The sequence below is a fragment of the Mycobacterium sp. 1245111.1 genome, from assembly GCF_001673405.1.
Classification (GTDB): Bacteria; Actinomycetota; Actinomycetes; order Mycobacteriales; family Mycobacteriaceae; genus Mycobacterium.
The window spans coordinates 79,254-96,097 of sequence record NZ_LZLV01000117.1 but is presented as its reverse complement, the minus strand read 5'-3'; the positions used below and the strand labels follow the sequence as shown (position 1 = coordinate 96,097).

The 16,844-nt window shown below is 65.8% G+C and carries 13 protein-coding genes; 10 read left to right on the top strand and 3 right to left on the bottom strand.

The features are described 5' to 3' along the window. Positions 1–56: 56 nt before the first annotated feature. The 3 genes from A5658_RS19375 to A5658_RS19365 form a co-directional block, all read right to left on the bottom strand. Positions 57–1,871 carry a tetratricopeptide repeat protein gene (locus A5658_RS19375; RefSeq protein ID WP_067338983.1) on the bottom strand — a complete coding sequence of 605 codons (1,815 nt, stop codon included), beginning with the start codon at positions 1,869–1,871 and terminating at the stop codon, positions 57–59. Positions 1,872–2,017: 146 nt separating this feature from the next. Continuing rightward, complete coding sequence (locus A5658_RS19370) at positions 2,018–3,346, bottom strand: PPE family protein (RefSeq protein ID WP_067338981.1); 1,329 nt, start codon at positions 3,344–3,346, stop codon at positions 2,018–2,020. A gap of 33 nt (positions 3,347–3,379) precedes the next feature. Next, the gene (locus A5658_RS19365; protein ID WP_067338979.1) at positions 3,380–3,688 is read right to left on the bottom strand and encodes a PE family protein; all 309 of its coding nucleotides are present in this window, start codon (positions 3,686–3,688) and stop codon (positions 3,380–3,382) included. 278 nt (positions 3,689–3,966) lie between these two features. Between A5658_RS19365 and A5658_RS19360 the strand changes: the two genes are divergently transcribed. The 10 genes from A5658_RS19360 (at position 3,967) to A5658_RS19315 (ending at position 16,721) form a co-directional block, all read left to right on the top strand. Then, positions 3,967–4,740, top strand: a complete 774-nt coding sequence (locus A5658_RS19360; protein ID WP_067338977.1) for a response regulator transcription factor — start codon at positions 3,967–3,969, stop codon at positions 4,738–4,740. 18 nt (positions 4,741–4,758) lie between these two features. Further along, on the top strand, positions 4,759–6,243 hold the full coding sequence (locus A5658_RS19355) for a cell wall metabolism sensor histidine kinase WalK (protein WP_067338975.1): 1,485 nt from the start codon (positions 4,759–4,761) through the stop codon (positions 6,241–6,243). 182 nt (positions 6,244–6,425) lie between these two features. Then, entirely contained in the window at positions 6,426–6,569 is a 144-nt protein-coding gene (locus tag A5658_RS28510; protein WP_197503166.1) for a hypothetical protein, read from the top strand. A 73-nt stretch (positions 6,570–6,642) separates the two neighbouring features. Continuing rightward, the gene (locus tag A5658_RS19345; protein ID WP_067338971.1) at positions 6,643–6,732 is read left to right on the top strand and encodes a potassium-transporting ATPase subunit F; all 90 of its coding nucleotides are present in this window, start codon (positions 6,643–6,645) and stop codon (positions 6,730–6,732) included. Beyond that, positions 6,733–8,403 carry a potassium-transporting ATPase subunit KdpA gene (gene kdpA, locus A5658_RS19340; protein WP_067338969.1) on the top strand — a complete coding sequence of 557 codons (1,671 nt, stop codon included), beginning with the start codon at positions 6,733–6,735 and terminating at the stop codon, positions 8,401–8,403. It abuts the gene before it with no gap. A gap of 1 nt (position 8,404) precedes the next feature. Beyond that, positions 8,405–10,570: a potassium-transporting ATPase subunit KdpB gene (kdpB, locus tag A5658_RS19335; RefSeq protein ID WP_067338967.1), complete on the top strand. Its 2,166-nt coding sequence runs from the start codon at positions 8,405–8,407 to the stop codon at positions 10,568–10,570. A 1-nt stretch (position 10,571) separates the two neighbouring features. Further along, positions 10,572–11,507 carry a potassium-transporting ATPase subunit C gene (locus A5658_RS19330; protein WP_067338965.1) on the top strand — a complete coding sequence of 312 codons (936 nt, stop codon included), beginning with the start codon at positions 10,572–10,574 and terminating at the stop codon, positions 11,505–11,507. Positions 11,508–11,569: 62 nt separating this feature from the next. Continuing rightward, a complete protein-coding gene (locus tag A5658_RS19325) occupies positions 11,570–14,083 on the top strand; it encodes a sensor histidine kinase KdpD (RefSeq protein ID WP_231997378.1) in 2,514 nt (837 codons plus the stop codon). Continuing rightward, positions 14,080–14,760, top strand: a complete 681-nt coding sequence (locus tag A5658_RS19320) for a response regulator (protein ID WP_067338963.1) — start codon at positions 14,080–14,082, stop codon at positions 14,758–14,760. The genes A5658_RS19325 and A5658_RS19320 overlap by 4 nt, the downstream gene beginning before the upstream one ends. 161 nt (positions 14,761–14,921) lie before the next feature. Beyond that, a complete protein-coding gene (locus tag A5658_RS19315) occupies positions 14,922–16,721 on the top strand; it encodes an NAD-binding protein (protein ID WP_082993296.1) in 1,800 nt (599 codons plus the stop codon). The last annotated feature ends 123 nt before the right edge of the window (positions 16,722–16,844 follow it).

The following is a 16,844-nucleotide window of genomic DNA, read 5'->3' as shown; positions in this document are numbered from 1 at the left end:
CACCTCGGTGTGCGGGCCACAGTCATGTCTGCGGCGAAAACTGTGGCGGCTGGGTGTTAATCGGCGGGATTGAGACAGAGCACCTCGTCGAGCGTGGCAAACATCGAGTTTTCATCGGCGCGATCGAGCCGTTCGGTGTCGAACATCGCCGGGCCGTCTGCCATCACGTCAGTGATCACGTAGCGGCCGGTGTTCTGCGCGCGCCGCACATTCTTCTCGGAAGCGCTTGCGCCAGTGAGCGTTGTCGCGTCCGCGAAGTTGACACCCACCTGGAACACATGTGGCTCCGCATTGAAAACGGCCGCGATCCGAGTGATGTAGTTGTCGGGGGCGAAGAAGAGCCAGCCTGGGTCCACGTGCAGCCAGTAACGCCCTTGGATGTGTTCGCGAAGATCGCCACCGGGTGGACATTCGACAAAGTCGAGGAACGGAAATCGGTGTCGCAGGACTGTGCGGTCCGGTGAGTCGCCGTGGTCGAACACCAGAAATCGTCCCACATAGGCCACGTCGCGGCAGCAGTTCAGCACCGAGTTCAACGTCGCTTCCGTCTCAGCCGGCGTCCGTCCGGCCACCGTGCTGATCGTCACCTCGACAAAGTCGCGCTGCGCCCCGGTCAGATCGCGTACCAAGGCTTCCGGATATTGCTTCGATGCTTCGAGCATGGCCGGGGCGGCCAGGTCCCGGTTGGCGGCAATCCTGTCGCGATGTTCGTCGGGGATGCCGTCTTGCTGCAAGAGCCGTCGGCATAAGGCGAACGACTCAGCGTGCTGGCCCAGCTGGGACGCGCACACCGCCTGCTCGTCGAGAGCGCGCCAGGCGTAGAGGGCCGGGTCGTTGATGATCATGTCGCCAGCCGGGAGCGGCATGTCGGCGGCGAGCTTCGCGAACAGATAACCGAGCCGGTAGCGACCTTGGGCCCGAAGGTTCCTGGCGATGTGGAAAAAGGGCTCGGCGCGATTCGGGCGGAACTCCCACGCCTTGAGGTAGGCGTCCTGCACGTCGAGCCACGCCACGTCGAGATTCTCCATCGATTGCGCAATACGTAGCCTCGCGAAGAATTCGTCTTCGTCTTCCACGCCGATCTCGATCAGACGCTCGGAGTACTTGCGCGCGTTGGCGAAATCCTTCTTGAGGAAGTAGGTCTGGGCCAGCAGATGCACCGACAGCGAGTCGTCGGGATCGTTTTCCACCCGGGGCAGGTACTGATCGATCAATTGCTGGTGGGGATCGACGCCACGCGGCATATTCTGCTTTCCCACCACGCTGTTGACCGCGTTCTGAAACTGCTCCTCGGTGACGTCGAGGTTCAGCTCGTCGGCGAGACGGCGGATCGCGACCGCCGGCGTGGCGCGAAGCTCCTCGAAATCGACTCGCACCGTTGGTGAATCGATGAGCGCTTGGTCGCGTGCGGCAATCAGGCGTTGCGTTGACTCGACGCGCTCCTGCTCGTCCTTCCACCATCCGAGTCGATTCAACGACGCGACAACCTTTTCCGTGGGCCGGTCCACGACCACCGGCACGATGGGACCCCACGCCTCACGCAGGAGCTCCACTGCGACGCACAGCACGGGGTGCTTGGCGCCGGGACGTCGTCCGGCGACGTGGGCGGCGCGGCGCTGCTTGTCGGCCCAATTCCGAAGCATCACTTGCAATGCCGGAACGTCCATCTGGAGCTGAGCACCGGGTGTGCTGAAGGCCCGGCGACACAGAATGCCGAGGTCTGAGTCTTCCCAGGTGTCCTCGAGTTCACGCACTGCCACGTCGAAATCGGTGCCCATCAGGACGCCGAGATGATGGAGCACTTTGGCAACGGCCGACGTCCCTCCGCACCACGGACCGAGGACGACAATGATCGGCTCAGCGACCGACATACGCCCTCCCATCACCAATTTTCGGGAAGGCTACCCGATGATCGCCGTGTTCGCCGGTCGGCGCGTGTTGCGCAGCCAATTCAGCCAATGCCTTGACAGACAACCCATTTCGCGGCGGCCGACACGCGGCTACCGCGGCCTCCGAGTCAGCCGACCAGCGGACGCGGCAACATGTTGCTGCGCAATCCAATTCGCTGCATGCCGTCGGACTCGCGCTCCACGAGGCTCGGAAAGGTCACCTTGGGCGCAGCCACTCCTGTTGCCGACGTGGCCGGCGTCGCGCCCACGCCACCGTTCGGCAGGGCCACCGCGGCCGGTGTGCTCGTCGGGGCGACAGCGGTACCGGCATCCGCCCAACTCTGCGGCACCGACAGCCCGCTGAGCGACGCCGCCTGGCCGACGCTGGCCGCCGCCCCGACCCCGCCCAGGCTGCCGGCGTCGCCCAGTCCCGCGCCGAGGCCGCCGCCGAGGGGCAGGGCGCCCAGCGCCCCCAAACCGCCCGACTCGGTCAACTCGTCGGCGCCCAGAAAATCCAGGCCGACCCCGATCACGTCCAATCCGACGCCGCCGCCGTCCAGTGCCACCAGGCCGATCCCGTCTTCACCGAATCCGATGGTGTCCTCGATGAGGCCCAGGTCAGCGCCGCTGCTGGCCGCGGCCAGACCGCCCAGCGCGCCGCCCGCCCCAGCGGTCTTGCCCGCCGCCTTTCCGGTCGCGCCGGTCAAGTTGCTGAGCAGGCTGGTCGGGGTGGAGACCGCCGACGTGGCCGCGGACGTTCCGGTGCTCAGCGCCACCTGGTCCAGCCCAGCCGACGTGGAGCCCGGGCTGGACAGGCCCTGCAACGTCTGCGGCACCGAGGACATCGACGACGACACACTTTGCGCGTGGCTGCCGACGGCCGAGCTGGCGGCGTGCGCCACCGCGGCGTTCTGCGCGCTGGAGCCCGCCGGGTTGGTGGCTGACTTGGGCGGTGTGATCGGCGTCAACACCGAGGCGGCCGCCGAGTTCGCGGCGTACCCGTACATGGCCGCCGCATCCTGCGCCCACATCTCGCCGTAGTGGGCCTCGGTCGCCATGATGGCGGCAGTGTTGATACCGAGGAAGTTCGTGGCAATCAGCGCCATCAGCTGAGCCCGATTCGCAGCGATGACCGGTGGCGGCACGGTCATGGCGAAAGCGGCTTCATAGGCGGCCGCCGCGGCACGGGCCTGCACGGCGGATTGCTCGAGTTGCGGTGCGGTGGAGCGTATCCAGGTCAAGTACGGTGCGACCGCGGCGGTCATCGACGTCGATGCCGGCCCATGCCACGACTGGTCAGTGAGCCCGCCGATCACCGACTCGGCCGCCGCAGCCAGGGATTGCAGCTCGGCAGCCAGCGTGCTCCAAGCCTCCGCCGCCGCCAGCATCGATCCAGCCCCGGGGCCGGCATACATGCGCCCTGAATTGACTTCCGGCGGAAGCGCCCCGAAATCCATTGTGTGTTGTCCTTTTCTCGAAGTAGATGTGCCCTAGCCGGCCGCGACCGAGTTCGCCGCTTCGGCGAGCTCGTAGGCCGTCGCGTTGGCATGCAGGGTGTTCACCAGCAACGAATGCATAGCGACCGCGGCGCTCGCTGCGGCCTGATAGTGGCCGGCGTAGGTAGCGAACTGGGCGGCGGTCAACGCCGACACGTGGTCGGCGGCCGCCGGAACGACCGCGGTGGTTGGCCCCGCCGCACCGGAATTGGCCGCCGACATGGCCGCACCGATGCCGGCCAGGTCCTCGGCCGCCGCGAGCATCATCGCGGGGTCCGTGGTCACGAAGGATGACAGCGGCATCGGTTGCTCCAAACCAGTCGTCGATTCCCGGCGAGATCGTGTAAACCGTTGGTACACAAACGGTTAGCGACGCATGCCGTCACGTTGCGATCGCCATATCAAATACTTCCACTATCCAGAGTCTGTCCAGCGCCAGCTCATATCAAGCACATAGAAGCAATGCATAGAAAACGCATATGTAGGCCCGGTTTGGCCTCCCCATGGCCCGGTTTTTCGCACATTTGAGAACCGTATGAGCTTCGTGACAACGGGGTATGCGGCAGGGAGAATCGACAATCATGGCGGTCATGTCGGGAACCACTCGTGAGCAGCGGCCGCGTCAGGCCATCCTCGGCCAGCTCCCCAGGATCAGCCGCGACGACGGATCGCCGATCCGGGTGCTGCTGGTCGACGACGAGCCGGCCCTGACCAACCTGGTCAAGATGGCCCTGCACTACGAAGGCTGGACGGTCGAGGTCGCCCACAACGGCAAGGAAGCCGTCAGCAAGTTCGACGATGTCGAACCTGACGTCCTGGTCCTGGACATCATGCTCCCCGACATCGACGGTCTGGAGATCCTGCACCGGGTGCGCGAATCCGGGCCCTACACGCCCACCTTGTTCCTCACCGCGCGGGACTCGGTGATGGACCGGGTGACCGGCCTGACGGCGGGCGCCGACGACTACATGACCAAGCCGTTCAGTCTCGAGGAGCTGGTCGCCCGGCTGCGCGGCCTGCTTCGCCGTTCCAACCACCTCGCGCCGCCCGCCGAGGAAAGCCTCACAATCGGCGATCTCACGCTCGACGGCGCGAGCCATGAGGTGCATCGGGCCGGCACGCTGATTTCGCTCTCCTCAACCGAATTCGAGCTGCTGCGCTTTTTGATGCGCAACCCGCGCCGCGCGCTGACGCGTACCGAGATCCTGGACCGGGTCTGGAACTACGACTTCGCCGGACGCACCAGCATCGTCGATCTGTACATTTCGTACCTGCGGAAGAAGATCGATGCCGGCAGAGAGCCGATGCTGCACACCGTGCGTGGCGTCGGGTACATGCTCCGCCCACCGATGTAACACCGAGGTGGCAGTGAAATGACCGGGGCGCAGGCGACTCCGTGGTGGCGGCCGCGCACCCTTCGTCACCAACTGGTCCTGAGTGTTTCGGCGGTGGTCACCGTCGTCCTCTTGGTGGTCGGCGTGATCTCGGTGCTGAGCCTGCGTACCTACGTCTACGCGATGACCGATGCGGATATCGCCGAATCCCTTGGTGCTTTGGATCATTCGTATGCCAGGTACCTCGCCGGCGAATACGGTCCGCATGTCGACATAGGCTCGGCGCTGCTGGGGTTCACCGAGCAGAACGCCGGCAATGTCATCGCGGTGATCCACAACGGCGAGGTCACCGGGACGGTCGTATTCTTCGAACCTGAGCCGCGACCGGGGACACCGGACGTCATCGCCGCCATCAAGGCCCATTCATGGGCGGACGGCCAGACCGACACAATCAACCTGGGCAGGCTTGGGCCTTACCGTGTCAGCAGTCAACGAAGCCACGGCGACGACATATTGGTGGTCGGGGAGTCGCTGGCTCTGGTCAACAAGACCATCAGCCGCAAAATCGTCAGTGCCACAGTGCTTTCCGTCGCCGCGCTGCTGGTGACGGCAGGGCTGACCGCGCTGGTGGTCGGATACGCGCTGCGACCCCTGCGCCGGGTGGCGGTGACCGCGGCCGAAGTCGCCGGGACCCCGCTCACCGACGACGATCATCGCATCACCACCAGAGTCCGGCCCGACGACACCGACCCGAACAACGAGGTGGGGATCGTCGGGCACACCTTCAACCGGCTGCTGGACAACGTCGACAGCGCGCTGGCGCATCGAGCCGAATCCGACCGTCGCATGCGGCAATTCATCACCGACGCCAGCCACGAACTGCGGACACCGCTGGCGGCGCTGCAGGGCTACTCGGAGCTCACCCGCCAGGACAGCGCCGCGCTGCCCCCGACGACGGAGTACGCGCTGGCCCGTATCGAGTCCGAGGCCGCCCGAATGGCTTCGCTGGTCGACGAGCTCCTGCTGCTGTCGCGACTGGGCGAGGGAGACGATCTGCGCACCGAGGACGTCGACCTGGCCGACATCGTGCTCAACGCGTTCAACGATGCCGCGGTGGCAGCGCCCACGCACCAGTGGGTCAAAGATCTGCCCGATGACCCAGTCTGGGTGCGCGGCGACTCCGACAGGCTGCACCAACTGGTCAGCAATCTGTTGACGAATGGCTGGGTCCACACCCCCGCCGGGGTCACTGTGACGACGTCAATCACGTGCTATCGCCCGACATCTGAACCGCCCTACGCGGAATTGGTAGTGGCCGACGACGGGCCCGATATCGACCCCGAACTGCTGCCTCATCTCTTCGATCGATTCGTGCGCGCCAAGGACGCGCCTCACGAGGGCGGTGGCAACGGGCTCGGACTGGCCATTGTGGATTCGATCGTCAAGGCGCACAACGGGTCGGTCACGGCCGAATCCGGCGCGGGCCGAACCATTTTCCGGGTACGCCTACCGCTGTCGCAGTAGCACGCATCACAACCCCGTTCAGCAAATATTCTGTTCCGCCTGTGCACAGATCGAGCCAGTTAAAAGCCGCGCCTAGCAAACGTTAATTCGGCGACATGCTGTAAAGAATTCGTTAGCGATGGCGCTGTTTACTGCCAAGGCGCATAGCTTCTTTCCAGACCTCATCGGCAAGACTAAATTGCTTGCGGAACCAAGTCTCGATCGCCGATCGACCTGACCGGCTTGTCACGAACGGAGAAACGATGGCCGTGGTTGCCTACGTCGTGCTGACGGTGGCTGTTTTCGCCGTCTTGGGCTACCTGCAAAAGCTGGTCGAAAAGCTATGAGCCGCGCCATCGACGATTCAGAGCGCAGCGATGAGGTGGGGGCACCTCCCGCTTGCGGCGGAGAGTGGCGCCAATGAGCTACGACAACATCATCGGTCTCGCGCTGTCGGCGGTCATCGCGGTCTATCTGGTCGCGGCCTTGTATTTCCCGGAAAGGTTCTAGGTGAGCACAACTAGCGCGGGGATCGCCTTCCTCGCATTGTTTGTCGCGGCCTTAGTGGCGGTCCACGTGCCGCTGGGCGACTACATGTACCGCGTCTACACCACGGAACGGGACTGGCGAATCGAGAAGGTGATCTACCGGCTGATCGGCGCCAACCCCAAGGCGCAGCAGCCGTGGCACGCCTACGGTCGCAGCCTGCTGGCGTTCTCGGCGGTCAGCGTGCTGTTCCTGTTCTTCTTCGAGCTGCTGCAGGACAAGCTGCCGCTACACCTGCACAACGCGTCGACTCCGATGACGCCCGCGCTCGCGTGGAACACCGCGATCAGTTTCGTGACAAACACCAACTGGCAGGCATATTCGGGTGAGTCGACGCAAGGCCACCTGGTGCAGATGGCCGGGCTCGCCGTGCAGAACTTTGCCTCGTCCGCGGTCGGCATGGCCGTCGCGATCGCTCTGGTGCGCGGCTTTGCCCGCACCAAGACCCTCGAGATCGGCAACTTCTGGGTCGACCTGGTCCGCGGCACCCTGCGGATCCTGCTGCCGCTGGCGTTCATTGCCGCCGTCGTTCTGATCGCCGGCGGCGCGATCCAGAACTTCCACCTGCACGACCAAGTGGTCACCACGCTCAACGGCGTCCAGCAGACCATCCCCGGCGGACCGGTCGCCAGCCAGGAAGCCATCAAGGAACTCGGCACCAACGGCGGCGGCTTCTATAACGCCAACTCCGCGCACCCATTCGAGAATCCGACCCGGTGGACCAACTGGGTGGAGATTTTCCTACTCACCGCCATCAGCTTCTCCCTGCCGCGAACCTTCGGCCGCATGGTCGATAGCAAGAAGCAGGGCTACGCGATCGTCGCCGTCATGGGAGTGCTCGCCACGGTCAGCCTGGTCGTGGTCGAGGCGTTCCAATTGGCCCACCACGGAACCGTGCCCACCGCGGTCGGCGCGGCCGTGGAGGGCGTCGAGCAACGCTTCGGCGTCTTCGACTCCGCGATGTTCTCGGACATGACCACGCTCACTTCGACCGGTGCCGTCGACTCTGCGCACGACTCCTACACGAGCATTGGCGGCTTGATCCAGCTGTTCAACATGCAGATCGGCGAAGTCGCGCCCGGCGGTGTCGGCTCGGGGCTCTACGGCATGCTGATCATGGCCATCCTCACGGTCTTCATCGCCGGACTGATGGTGGGCCGTACACCGGAATATCTCGGCAAGAAGATCCGGCCGCGCGAAATGAAGCTCGCGGCAAGCTATTTCCCGGTCACCGAATTGCTCGTGCTTCTCGGTACCGGCGTGGCGATGGGCCTGCCGGGGCCGAGGGCGGGCATGGCCAACACCGGACCACACGGCCTGTCCGAGGTCCTCTACGGGTTCACGTCCGCTTCGAACAACAACGGCTCCGCGTTCGCCGGCCTGTCGGCCAACACCACGTTCTACAACACGGCACTGGGTCTGGCGATGGTGATCGCCCGGTTCCTACCGATCATCTTGGTGCTGGCGCTCGCGGGATCGCTTGCGCGCCAAGGCCATACACCCGAATCACCCGGGACGTTGCCCACCCACCGGCCGCAGTTCATCGGTCTGGTCGCGGCAGTGACGGTCATCCTGTGCGCGCTGACCTTCCTGCCGGCTCTGGCACTCGGGCCCCTCGCTGAAGGAATTCACTGACATGCCAACCTCAACGACCTTTAAGGTCCACTCGGCACATCCGCCGCAGCGTTCGCACGGCGGCGCCGTGTCGAGTGGGCGGGTACAGGGCGGACTGCTCGACCCGGCGCTGTTGCTCAAGGCGCTGCCCGACGCATTGCGCAAGTTCGACCCGCGCACCCTGTGGCGTAACCCGGTGATGTTGATCGTCGAGATCGGCGCCATCTGGTCGACCATCTTGACGATGCAGGATTCGTCCTGGTTCGGCTGGTTGGTCGTGTTCTGGCTCTGGCTGACAGTGCTTTTCGGCAACCTCGCCGAATCCGTCGCGGAGGGGCGCGGCAAGGCGCAAGCCGATACCTTGCGAAAGTCGAAGGCGGACACCATTGCTCGCCGTCTGCGGGGTTGGACACCGGAAAACCCAGGGATAGAAGAAGACGTCCGGGCGCCGGAACTCCGGAAGGGCGACCTCGTCGTCGTCGAGGCCGGTGACATCATCCCGGGTGACGGCGAAATCGTGGACGGCATCGCGTCGGTCAACGAATCGGCCATCACCGGTGAATCGGCGCCGGTGATCCGGGAGTCCGGCGGCGACCGGTCGGCGGTCACCGGCGGGACGACGGTGTTGTCGGACCGCATCATCATCAAGATCACTCAGGAACCCGGCAAGAGCTTCATCGACCGGATGATCGCCCTCGTCGAGGGAGCCAACCGCCAGAAGACCCCGAACGAGATCGCGCTGAACATCCTGCTGGCGGCGCTCACGATCATCTTCCTGTTCGCTGTTGCCACCCTGCAGCCGCTGGCGATCTACTCCAAGGTCAACAACCCCGGCGTGGCAGATACGTTGGCGCTGAGCAACAACGGCGTCAACGGCGTCGTGCTGGTGGCTCTGCTGGTGTGCCTGATCCCGACCACGATCGGTGCGTTGCTGTCGGCAATCGGTATCGCCGGCATGGACCGCCTTGTGCAGCGCAACGTCCTGGCGATGTCGGGTCGCGCGGTCGAGGCCGCCGGTGACGTCGACACCCTCCTGCTCGACAAGACCGGAACGATCACGCTGGGCAACCGGGAGGCATCCGACTTCATCCCGGTCGCGGGCGTCACCGCCGAGGACCTAGCCGACGCCGCGCAACTGTCCAGCCTGGCCGACGAAACCCCCGAGGGCCGCTCGATCGTGGTGTACGCCAAGGAGAACTACGGTCTGCGGGAACGCCCGCCGGGTGAACTCACCCACGCGCAATGGGTCGAGTTCACCGCGACCACCCGGATGTCGGGGGTCGACGTCGACCGGCGACAGCTGCGTAAGGGCGCGGCCAGCTCGGTGACCAAGTGGGTCCGTGAACATGGCGGGTCGATTCCCGACGAGCTCGGTGAGGTCGTCGACGGCATTTCGGCCGCGGGCGGAACTCCGCTGGTCGTCGGCGTCGTCGAAGGCGACAACGCACACGTACTCGGTGTCATCTACCTCAAGGACGTGGTCAAGCACGGCATGCGCGCCCGCTTCGACGAGATGCGCGAGATGGGCATCAGGACCGTGATGATCACCGGTGACAACCCGCTGACCGCGCGAGCGATCGCCGAAGAAGCCGGCGTCGACGACTTCCTCGCCGAGGCCACCCCCGAAGACAAGCTGATGCTGATCAAGCGTGAGCAGGAAGGCGGCCGGCTGGTCGCGATGACCGGCGACGGCACCAACGACGCGCCGGCGCTGGCCCAGGCCGACGTCGGGGTGGCGATGAACAGCGGGACCAGCGCGGCCAAAGAGGCCGGCAACATGGTCGACCTGGACTCCGACCCCACCAAGCTGATCGAGATCGTGGAGATCGGCAAGCAGCTGCTGATCACCCGCGGGGCGTTGAGCACGTTCTCCATCGCCAACGACATCGCCAAGTATTTCGCGATCATCCCGGCCATGTTCGTGGCGCTGTTCCCCGGGCTGGACCTGATCAACGTGATGCGGCTGCACAGCCCGCAATCGGCGATCCTGTCGGCGGTGATCTTCAACGCGATCATCATCGTCGTGCTGATTCCGCTGGCGTTGCGCGGCGTTCAGTACACGCCGAGCAGTGCGTCAAAGCTGTTGAGCCGCAACCTGTATCTCTACGGCTTGGGCGGCATCGTCGCCCCGTTCGTCGGCATCAAGCTGATCGACCTGGTCGTGCAATTCATTCCGGGGATGGGCTGACATGAATCTGAGCAACGTCTTTCGCCAGCACTGGGCGGCCCTGCGGGCTCTGCTAGTGCTCACGGTGATCACCGGCGTCGTCTACCCGCTCGCGGTGTGGGGGGTCTCGCTGCTGCCCGGCCTGCACGCCAAGGCCGAGGGCTCGATCGTCAACGTCGCAGGCAGGTCGGTGGGCAGCAAGCTCATCGGCCAGTCGTTCACCGACAAAGACGGCAACCCGTTGAAGCAGTATTTCCAGAGCAGGCCTTCGGCGGCCGGAACCGGCTACGACCCAACGTCATCGGGAGCAACCAATCTGGGTCCGGAGAGCATTGTCGACACACCCGCCGACCCGAGCAAGCTGACACCCGGCGCGGACCCGTCGACGGCCGGCTTCAAACCCAGCCTGCTGACCCAGGTCTGCTCGCGCAGCGCCGCGGTCGGAAGCCTCGAGAAGGTCGACGGATCGCGGCCGTTCTGCACCGGCGACGGCGTCGGCGCCGTGCTGTCGGTGCTCGGGCCCCGCGACGCGGCCGGCAACGTCACGCATCCGACGAAGGTGGTCAGCGTCAATCAGCCGTGCGCGAAGCCGGGGAGCACCCCGGCCACGGTGTTTCAGCAGTTCTACGAGGGCGTTCGGGTGCAATGCGCCCAGTTCGGTCAGGACTACTCGGCCGGTCAGATCGTCCCGATTCGGGGCGCGGCGCCGGAACACCCCGCCGTGCCCGCTGATGCCGTCACCGCCAGCGGCAGCGGCCTCGACCCGGACATCTCGCCGGCTTACGCCGACATCCAGGTCGCGCGGGTGGCCGGCGCCCGCGGTGTCACCACGGCGCAGGTACTGGACGCGGTGCATCGCAACCAGCGCGGTCGGCCGCTCGGCGTCTTCGGCGAGCCGGTGGTGAACGTACTCGCGCTCAATCTCGAGTTGGACCGCGATTTCCCGGTGAAGTCTTGAACTTCCCGGTGGATGATGGCCATGTGACCTCCACCCACGAGCCCGGCAGATACGACGACCCGCTGGCTCACCGGACTTATCCGCCGCGCCGCGGCGAATTGCGCATCTACCTGGGCGCCGCACCGGGTGTCGGTAAGACCTGCGCCATGCTCGGCGAGGCGCATCGCAGGCTCGAGCGCGGAACCGACGTGGTCGCGGCGGTGGTCGAGACGCACGGTCGCAAGAAGGTCGGCGAGCTGCTCAACGGCATCGAAGTCATTCCACCGCACTACATCACGTACCGCGAGGGGACGTTTCCCGAACTCGACATCGAGGCCGTGCTGCGTCGCAAGCCCGAAGTAGCACTGGTCGATGAATATGCGCACAGCAACATACCGGGAAGCGTCAACGAAAAGCGCTGGCAGGACATCGAAACGCTGCTCGATGCCGGCATCACGGTGATTTCGACGCTCAACATTCAGCATCTGGAAAGCCTCAACGACGTCGTCGCGCAGATCACCGGGATCGAACAACGCGAAACCGTGCCCGACGAAGTGGTCCGAAAAGCAGCCCAGATCGAGCTGGTCGACATCACGCCGGAAGCGTTGCGGCGCAGGCTTGCTCACGGAAATGTGTACCCGTCAGAACGCATCGACGCGGCGCTGAGCAATTACTTCCGCGCCGGCAACCTGACCGCTCTGCGCGAGATCGCGCTGCTGTGGCTCGCCGACCAGGTAGACGCGGCTCTGGCGAAATACCGCGCCGAGAAGAAGATCACCGAGACCTGGGAGGCGCGCGAACGGGTGGTCGTCGCGGTGACCGGGGGCCCCGAGTCGGAAACGTTGGTGCGCAGGGCATCTCGTATCGCGTCGAAATCCAGCGCCGAACTCATGGTGGTGCATGTCGCCCGCGGTGACGGGCTTGCGGGCGTCTCTCCGCGCGAGATGGGCAAGGTGCGTGAACTGGCCACCAGCATCGGGGCCACCGTGCATGTCGTGGTCGGCGACGACGTGTCGAGCGCGCTGCTGGACTTCGCCCGCGAGACCAATGCCACCCAATTGGTGCTCGGCACTTCACGGCGCTCGCGGTGGGCGAGCATCTTCAGCGAGGGCATCGGCGCGGCGACCATCAAGAACTCGGGCAAGATCGACGTCCACATGGTCAGCCACGAGCAGGCCAATCCCGGGCTGACGCTGGCGACCATGTCGCCGCGCGCCCGGCAAGTCGTCTCCTGGCTGGCGGCCGTCATGGTGCCATGGGCCATCCTCGCCGTCACGATGCGCCTGGATCTGACTGTCGACATCGCCGGAAAGTCGGCGATGTTCTTCGCCGGGATCGTCGGGGTCGCGCTGTTCGGCGGTCTGGGGCCGGCGCTGCTCGCGGGCGTGCTGTCCGGCGTACTGCTGGACTATTTCCACACCGAGCCGCGCTACACCCTGGCGATCAACAGCCTGAGCAACGTCTTGACCGTCGTCTTGCTGCTCGGAATCGCCATGGCGATCGCCGTGCTGGTGGACGCCGCGGCGAGCCGGGCCCGCGAAGCCAGGCGGCAAAGCCAGGAGGCCGAGTTGCTCTCCCTTTTCGCGGCGTCAGTGCTGCGCGGCGCCGATCTCAGCACACTGCTGGAGCGGGTGCGGGAGGCCTACTCCCAGCGTGCGGTGTGCCTCGTGCGCGACGTCGACGGTCACCCCGAATCCGTCGCGGGGGTGGGCGTAAACCCGTGCAGCAAAGTCGATTCGGCGGACACCGCGGTCAAGGTCGGCGACGAGGAATACTGGCTGCTGATGTCCGGCCGGGCGCTGACCGGCCGCGACCGCAGGGTGCTGTCGGTGGTCGCCACCCAGGCCGCCGGCCTGGTCAAGCGCGGCGAGCTCGCCGAGGAGGCGGGCAAGGTCAAGTCTCTCGCCGAGGCCGACGAGCTGCGCCGGCTGCTGCTGTCCGCGCTCGGTCACGATCTGCGCACCCCCCTGACCGCGGCCAAGGCGGCGGTGTCCAGCCTGCGCGCCGAAGACGTCTACTTCTCGCCCGAAGACACCGGCGAATTGCTCGCCACCATCGAGGAGTCGGTGGACCAGCTTTCCCTGCTGGTGGCCAACCTGCTGGACTCGTCCCGGCTGGCCGCCGGCGTGGTGCGGCCCGAGCTCACCGAGGTCTATCTGGAAGAGGTCGTGCAGCGGGCGCTGGTCGGAATCGGTGGCCGCAGCAGCATGAGCGAACGGGCCGGCATCGACCGGGTCAAGGTCGAGGTGGGCGGAACGATCGTGATGGGCGACGCGGGATTGCTCGAGCGCGTGCTGTCCAACGTCATCGACAACGCGCTGCGCTACGCACCCGCCAGCATGGTCCGGGTGAATGCGGGACAGGTCGGATCGCGGGTGTTGATCAACGTCGTCGACGACGGCCCGGGTGTGTCCAAAGGCGCCGCGGAGCAGATGTTCCAGCCGTTCCAGCGACTCGGCGACTTCGACACCGCCTCCGGCCTGGGGCTGGGCCTGTCGGTGGCCAAGGGTTTTGTCGAGGCGATGGACGGCACGATCACCGCGACCGACACTCCTGGCGGCGGGCTGACCATCCTGATCGACCTGGCCGCGCCGTGACACGCGTCCTTGTCGTCGACGACGACCCCCAGCTGCTGCGGGCGCTGCGGATCAACCTGTCGGTGCGTGGCTACGAGGTGCTGACCGCCCCCACCGGGTCACGGGCTCTGGCCGTGGCCGCCGAGCACCCGCCCCAGGTGGTGATCCTGGACTTGGGCATGCCCGACATGTCCGGGATCGAGGTGCTCACCGGCCTGCGCGGCTGGCTGACCGCTCCGGTGATCGTGCTGTCCGCGCGAACCGATTCGTCGGACAAGGTCGGTGCGCTCGACGCGGGTGCCGACGACTACATGACGAAGCCGTTCGGCATGGACGAGCTGCTGGCCAGGCTGCGCGCTGCGGTGCGACGGGCCACCGTGCCCACCGGCGCGGACAACCCCGTGGTGGAAACCAAGTCGTTCGTCGTCGACCTCTCGATCAAGAAGGTGATCAAGAACGGCGCCGAGGTCCATCTGACCCCGACGGAGTGGGGCATGCTGGAAATGCTGGTGCGTAACCGCGGCAAGCTGGTCGGCCGCGAGGAACTGCTCCGCGAGGTGTGGGGGCCGAAGTATGCGACGGAAACCCATTATCTGCGTGTGTTTCTCGCGCAACTGCGCCGCAAGCTCGAAGACGACCCGTCGCACCCCGCCCATCTGCTGACCGAGGCCGGCATGGGCTACCGCTTCGAGGCATGAGAGCCGTTGCGCGAGAACGGGTTAGCGCCCAACCGATAGTTGTGCCGGGCATCAGCAAAATTGCGCGTTCCGGCAGGGCCGGATAAAGCCCGTGGTGTAACCTATTTCAGTAGCAGCGGTAGCAAAGTCGAAGCCCACCCTGCAGAGTGGCGGATGAGAGAATGCAGCACCACATCATTGTCAGCGGTGAGGACGCGCTGGCCACCACCATCATCGAGGAGTTGGAGCGAGCCGGCGCGCACGTCGTCAAGCTCGGCGGAGGCGACCTCACCACGATGTGTGACGTGCTCGAAAACGCCAACATCTCCGACGCGTTGGCGGTGGTGTGCGCCGGCGACGATGATGCGGCCAACCTCGAAATTGCTTTGTTGGCAAGACGATCCAACCCATCGGTGCGGGTGGTCGCCAGGCTGGCGAATGATGTGTTGCGCGCGGCGGTCGCCGCCGACAACGGGCCGGGCGCAATCCTCGACGTTGCCGAACTGACCGCGCCGTCGGTCGTCGAAGCCTGCCTGGCACACCGGACGCACCCCTTCGAGGCCGCCGGAACGCAGTTCCTGGTCTCCGGCAGCGAAGCGCCGCGAGCCGCCACGCTGCGGGAGATCTATGGCGACCTGGCCCCGGTAGCCGTCATCCACGGCGAGAACTCGTCGAGCCCGGGCGAGATCGACGTCTGCCCAACCCGCAATCAACGGGTGCTCGCCGGTGATCGCGCGGTGATGATCGGCACGGCCGACGAGTCAGCCGTACGCGGCATCAAGGTCCGCCGTCCGGTGGGAACGCGGTCGCAACGGGCCGCGGCGCGACGGCTGCTCGACGGCGTCAAGGCCGTCGTCAACGATTTCAACCCGGCGTTCTATCCCGCCCTGGCGGCCGCGATGACGCTGGTCGTCATCTCAATGCTGTTGCTGCGCTTCAACTATCAGCATCCGCGGATGTCCTGGGTCGACGCGCTGTACTTCACCATCGAGACGATCACGACGACGGGATACGGCGACTTCAGCTTCGCTCACCAGGAGACCTGGCTGCGGCTGTTCGCCGCCATGCTGATGTTCGGTGGAGCGACCACGATCGCGTTGCTGGTCGCGTTCATCGCCGACGTGCTGCTCTCGCGCCGCTTCGTGTTCGCGGCCGCCCGCCCACGGGTGCGACATCTGCGCAATCACGTCATCGTCGTCGGGCTGAGCGCCCTCGGGATGCGGGTGGTCACCGATCTGCTCAAGGCGGGCTACGACGTCGCGGTCATCGAGATCAACGAGGACAACCGATACCTGTCCGCCGCGCGTGCCCTGGACGTACCGGTCATCTTCGGCGACGCGACGCTGGTTCAGACGCTGCAGGCGGCGCGGGTCGACCGGGCCCGCGCCGTGGCGGTGCTGACCCGCGACGACATGATCAACATCGAAACCGGAATCGTGCTCGCCGAGATGCTCGGCCCGCGGGTGGTACCCGAGGTCAATCGGCGCGCCGAGGTCTCGGTGGTGCTGCGGGTCTACGACCGCGCGTTGGGGCTCGCGGTCGCGCAGCGGTTTGGTTTCGAGAATGTCCGCTCTTCGGTCGCGCTGGCCGCACCGTGGTTCATCGGCGCCGCCATGGGCGTGGAGGTGCTGGGCACCTTCTCGATCGGCCAGAGTTCGTTCATGGTGGGGGCGATGCTGGTGGCCGAGGGCAGCGAACTCGACGGGCTGCGGATGGGCTCGTTGTCGACCAAGACGCGGGTGATCGCGATCTGCCGAGAAGACGCGCCAATCGATCTGCGCCCCCACCACGAAGGGCGGCTCCGCGGCGGCGACACCGTTTACCTGGTGGGTCCGTACCGCGAGTTGGTGGCGACCCTGCGCAAGGGGCTGCCGCCCCGGCACGCCGCCACCGACGGCGACGCCGAACCTTCACCTCAGGTCGACGGAGTGCCCGCCCAACAGCAGGACGTTGAGGTCAGCCGGCAGGCCCGCACGGGTTGACCGAAGGCAAGACAAATTCGCCGTCCCGTACAAGGTCCTTGCGGAAACCTGGCAAGTCGCTGTAGACCGCCTCTTCGAAGAGAGAGTCCGCCGGTCAGCCCCTAGAATCGAGGACCGAACGCG

Coding starts and splice junctions, on each gene's coding strand:
- A5658_RS19365 (WP_067338979.1), bottom strand. CDS start 3,688: ATGCCGCTGTCATCCTTCGTGACCACGGACCCCGCGATGATGCTCGCG.
- A5658_RS19330 (WP_067338965.1), top strand. CDS start 10,572: ATGAATCTGAGCAACGTCTTTCGCCAGCACTGGGCGGCCCTGCGGGCT.
- A5658_RS19370 (WP_067338981.1), bottom strand. CDS start 3,346: ATGGATTTCGGGGCGCTTCCGCCGGAAGTCAATTCAGGGCGCATGTAT.
- A5658_RS19345 (WP_067338971.1), top strand. CDS start 6,643: ATGAGCTACGACAACATCATCGGTCTCGCGCTGTCGGCGGTCATCGCG.
- A5658_RS19360 (WP_067338977.1), top strand. CDS start 3,967: ATGGCGGTCATGTCGGGAACCACTCGTGAGCAGCGGCCGCGTCAGGCC.
- kdpB (WP_067338967.1), top strand. CDS start 8,405: ATGCCAACCTCAACGACCTTTAAGGTCCACTCGGCACATCCGCCGCAG.
- A5658_RS19315 (WP_082993296.1), top strand. CDS start 14,922: ATGCAGCACCACATCATTGTCAGCGGTGAGGACGCGCTGGCCACCACC.
- A5658_RS19355 (WP_067338975.1), top strand. CDS start 4,759: ATGACCGGGGCGCAGGCGACTCCGTGGTGGCGGCCGCGCACCCTTCGT.
- A5658_RS19375 (WP_067338983.1), bottom strand. CDS start 1,871: ATGTCGGTCGCTGAGCCGATCATTGTCGTCCTCGGTCCGTGGTGCGGA.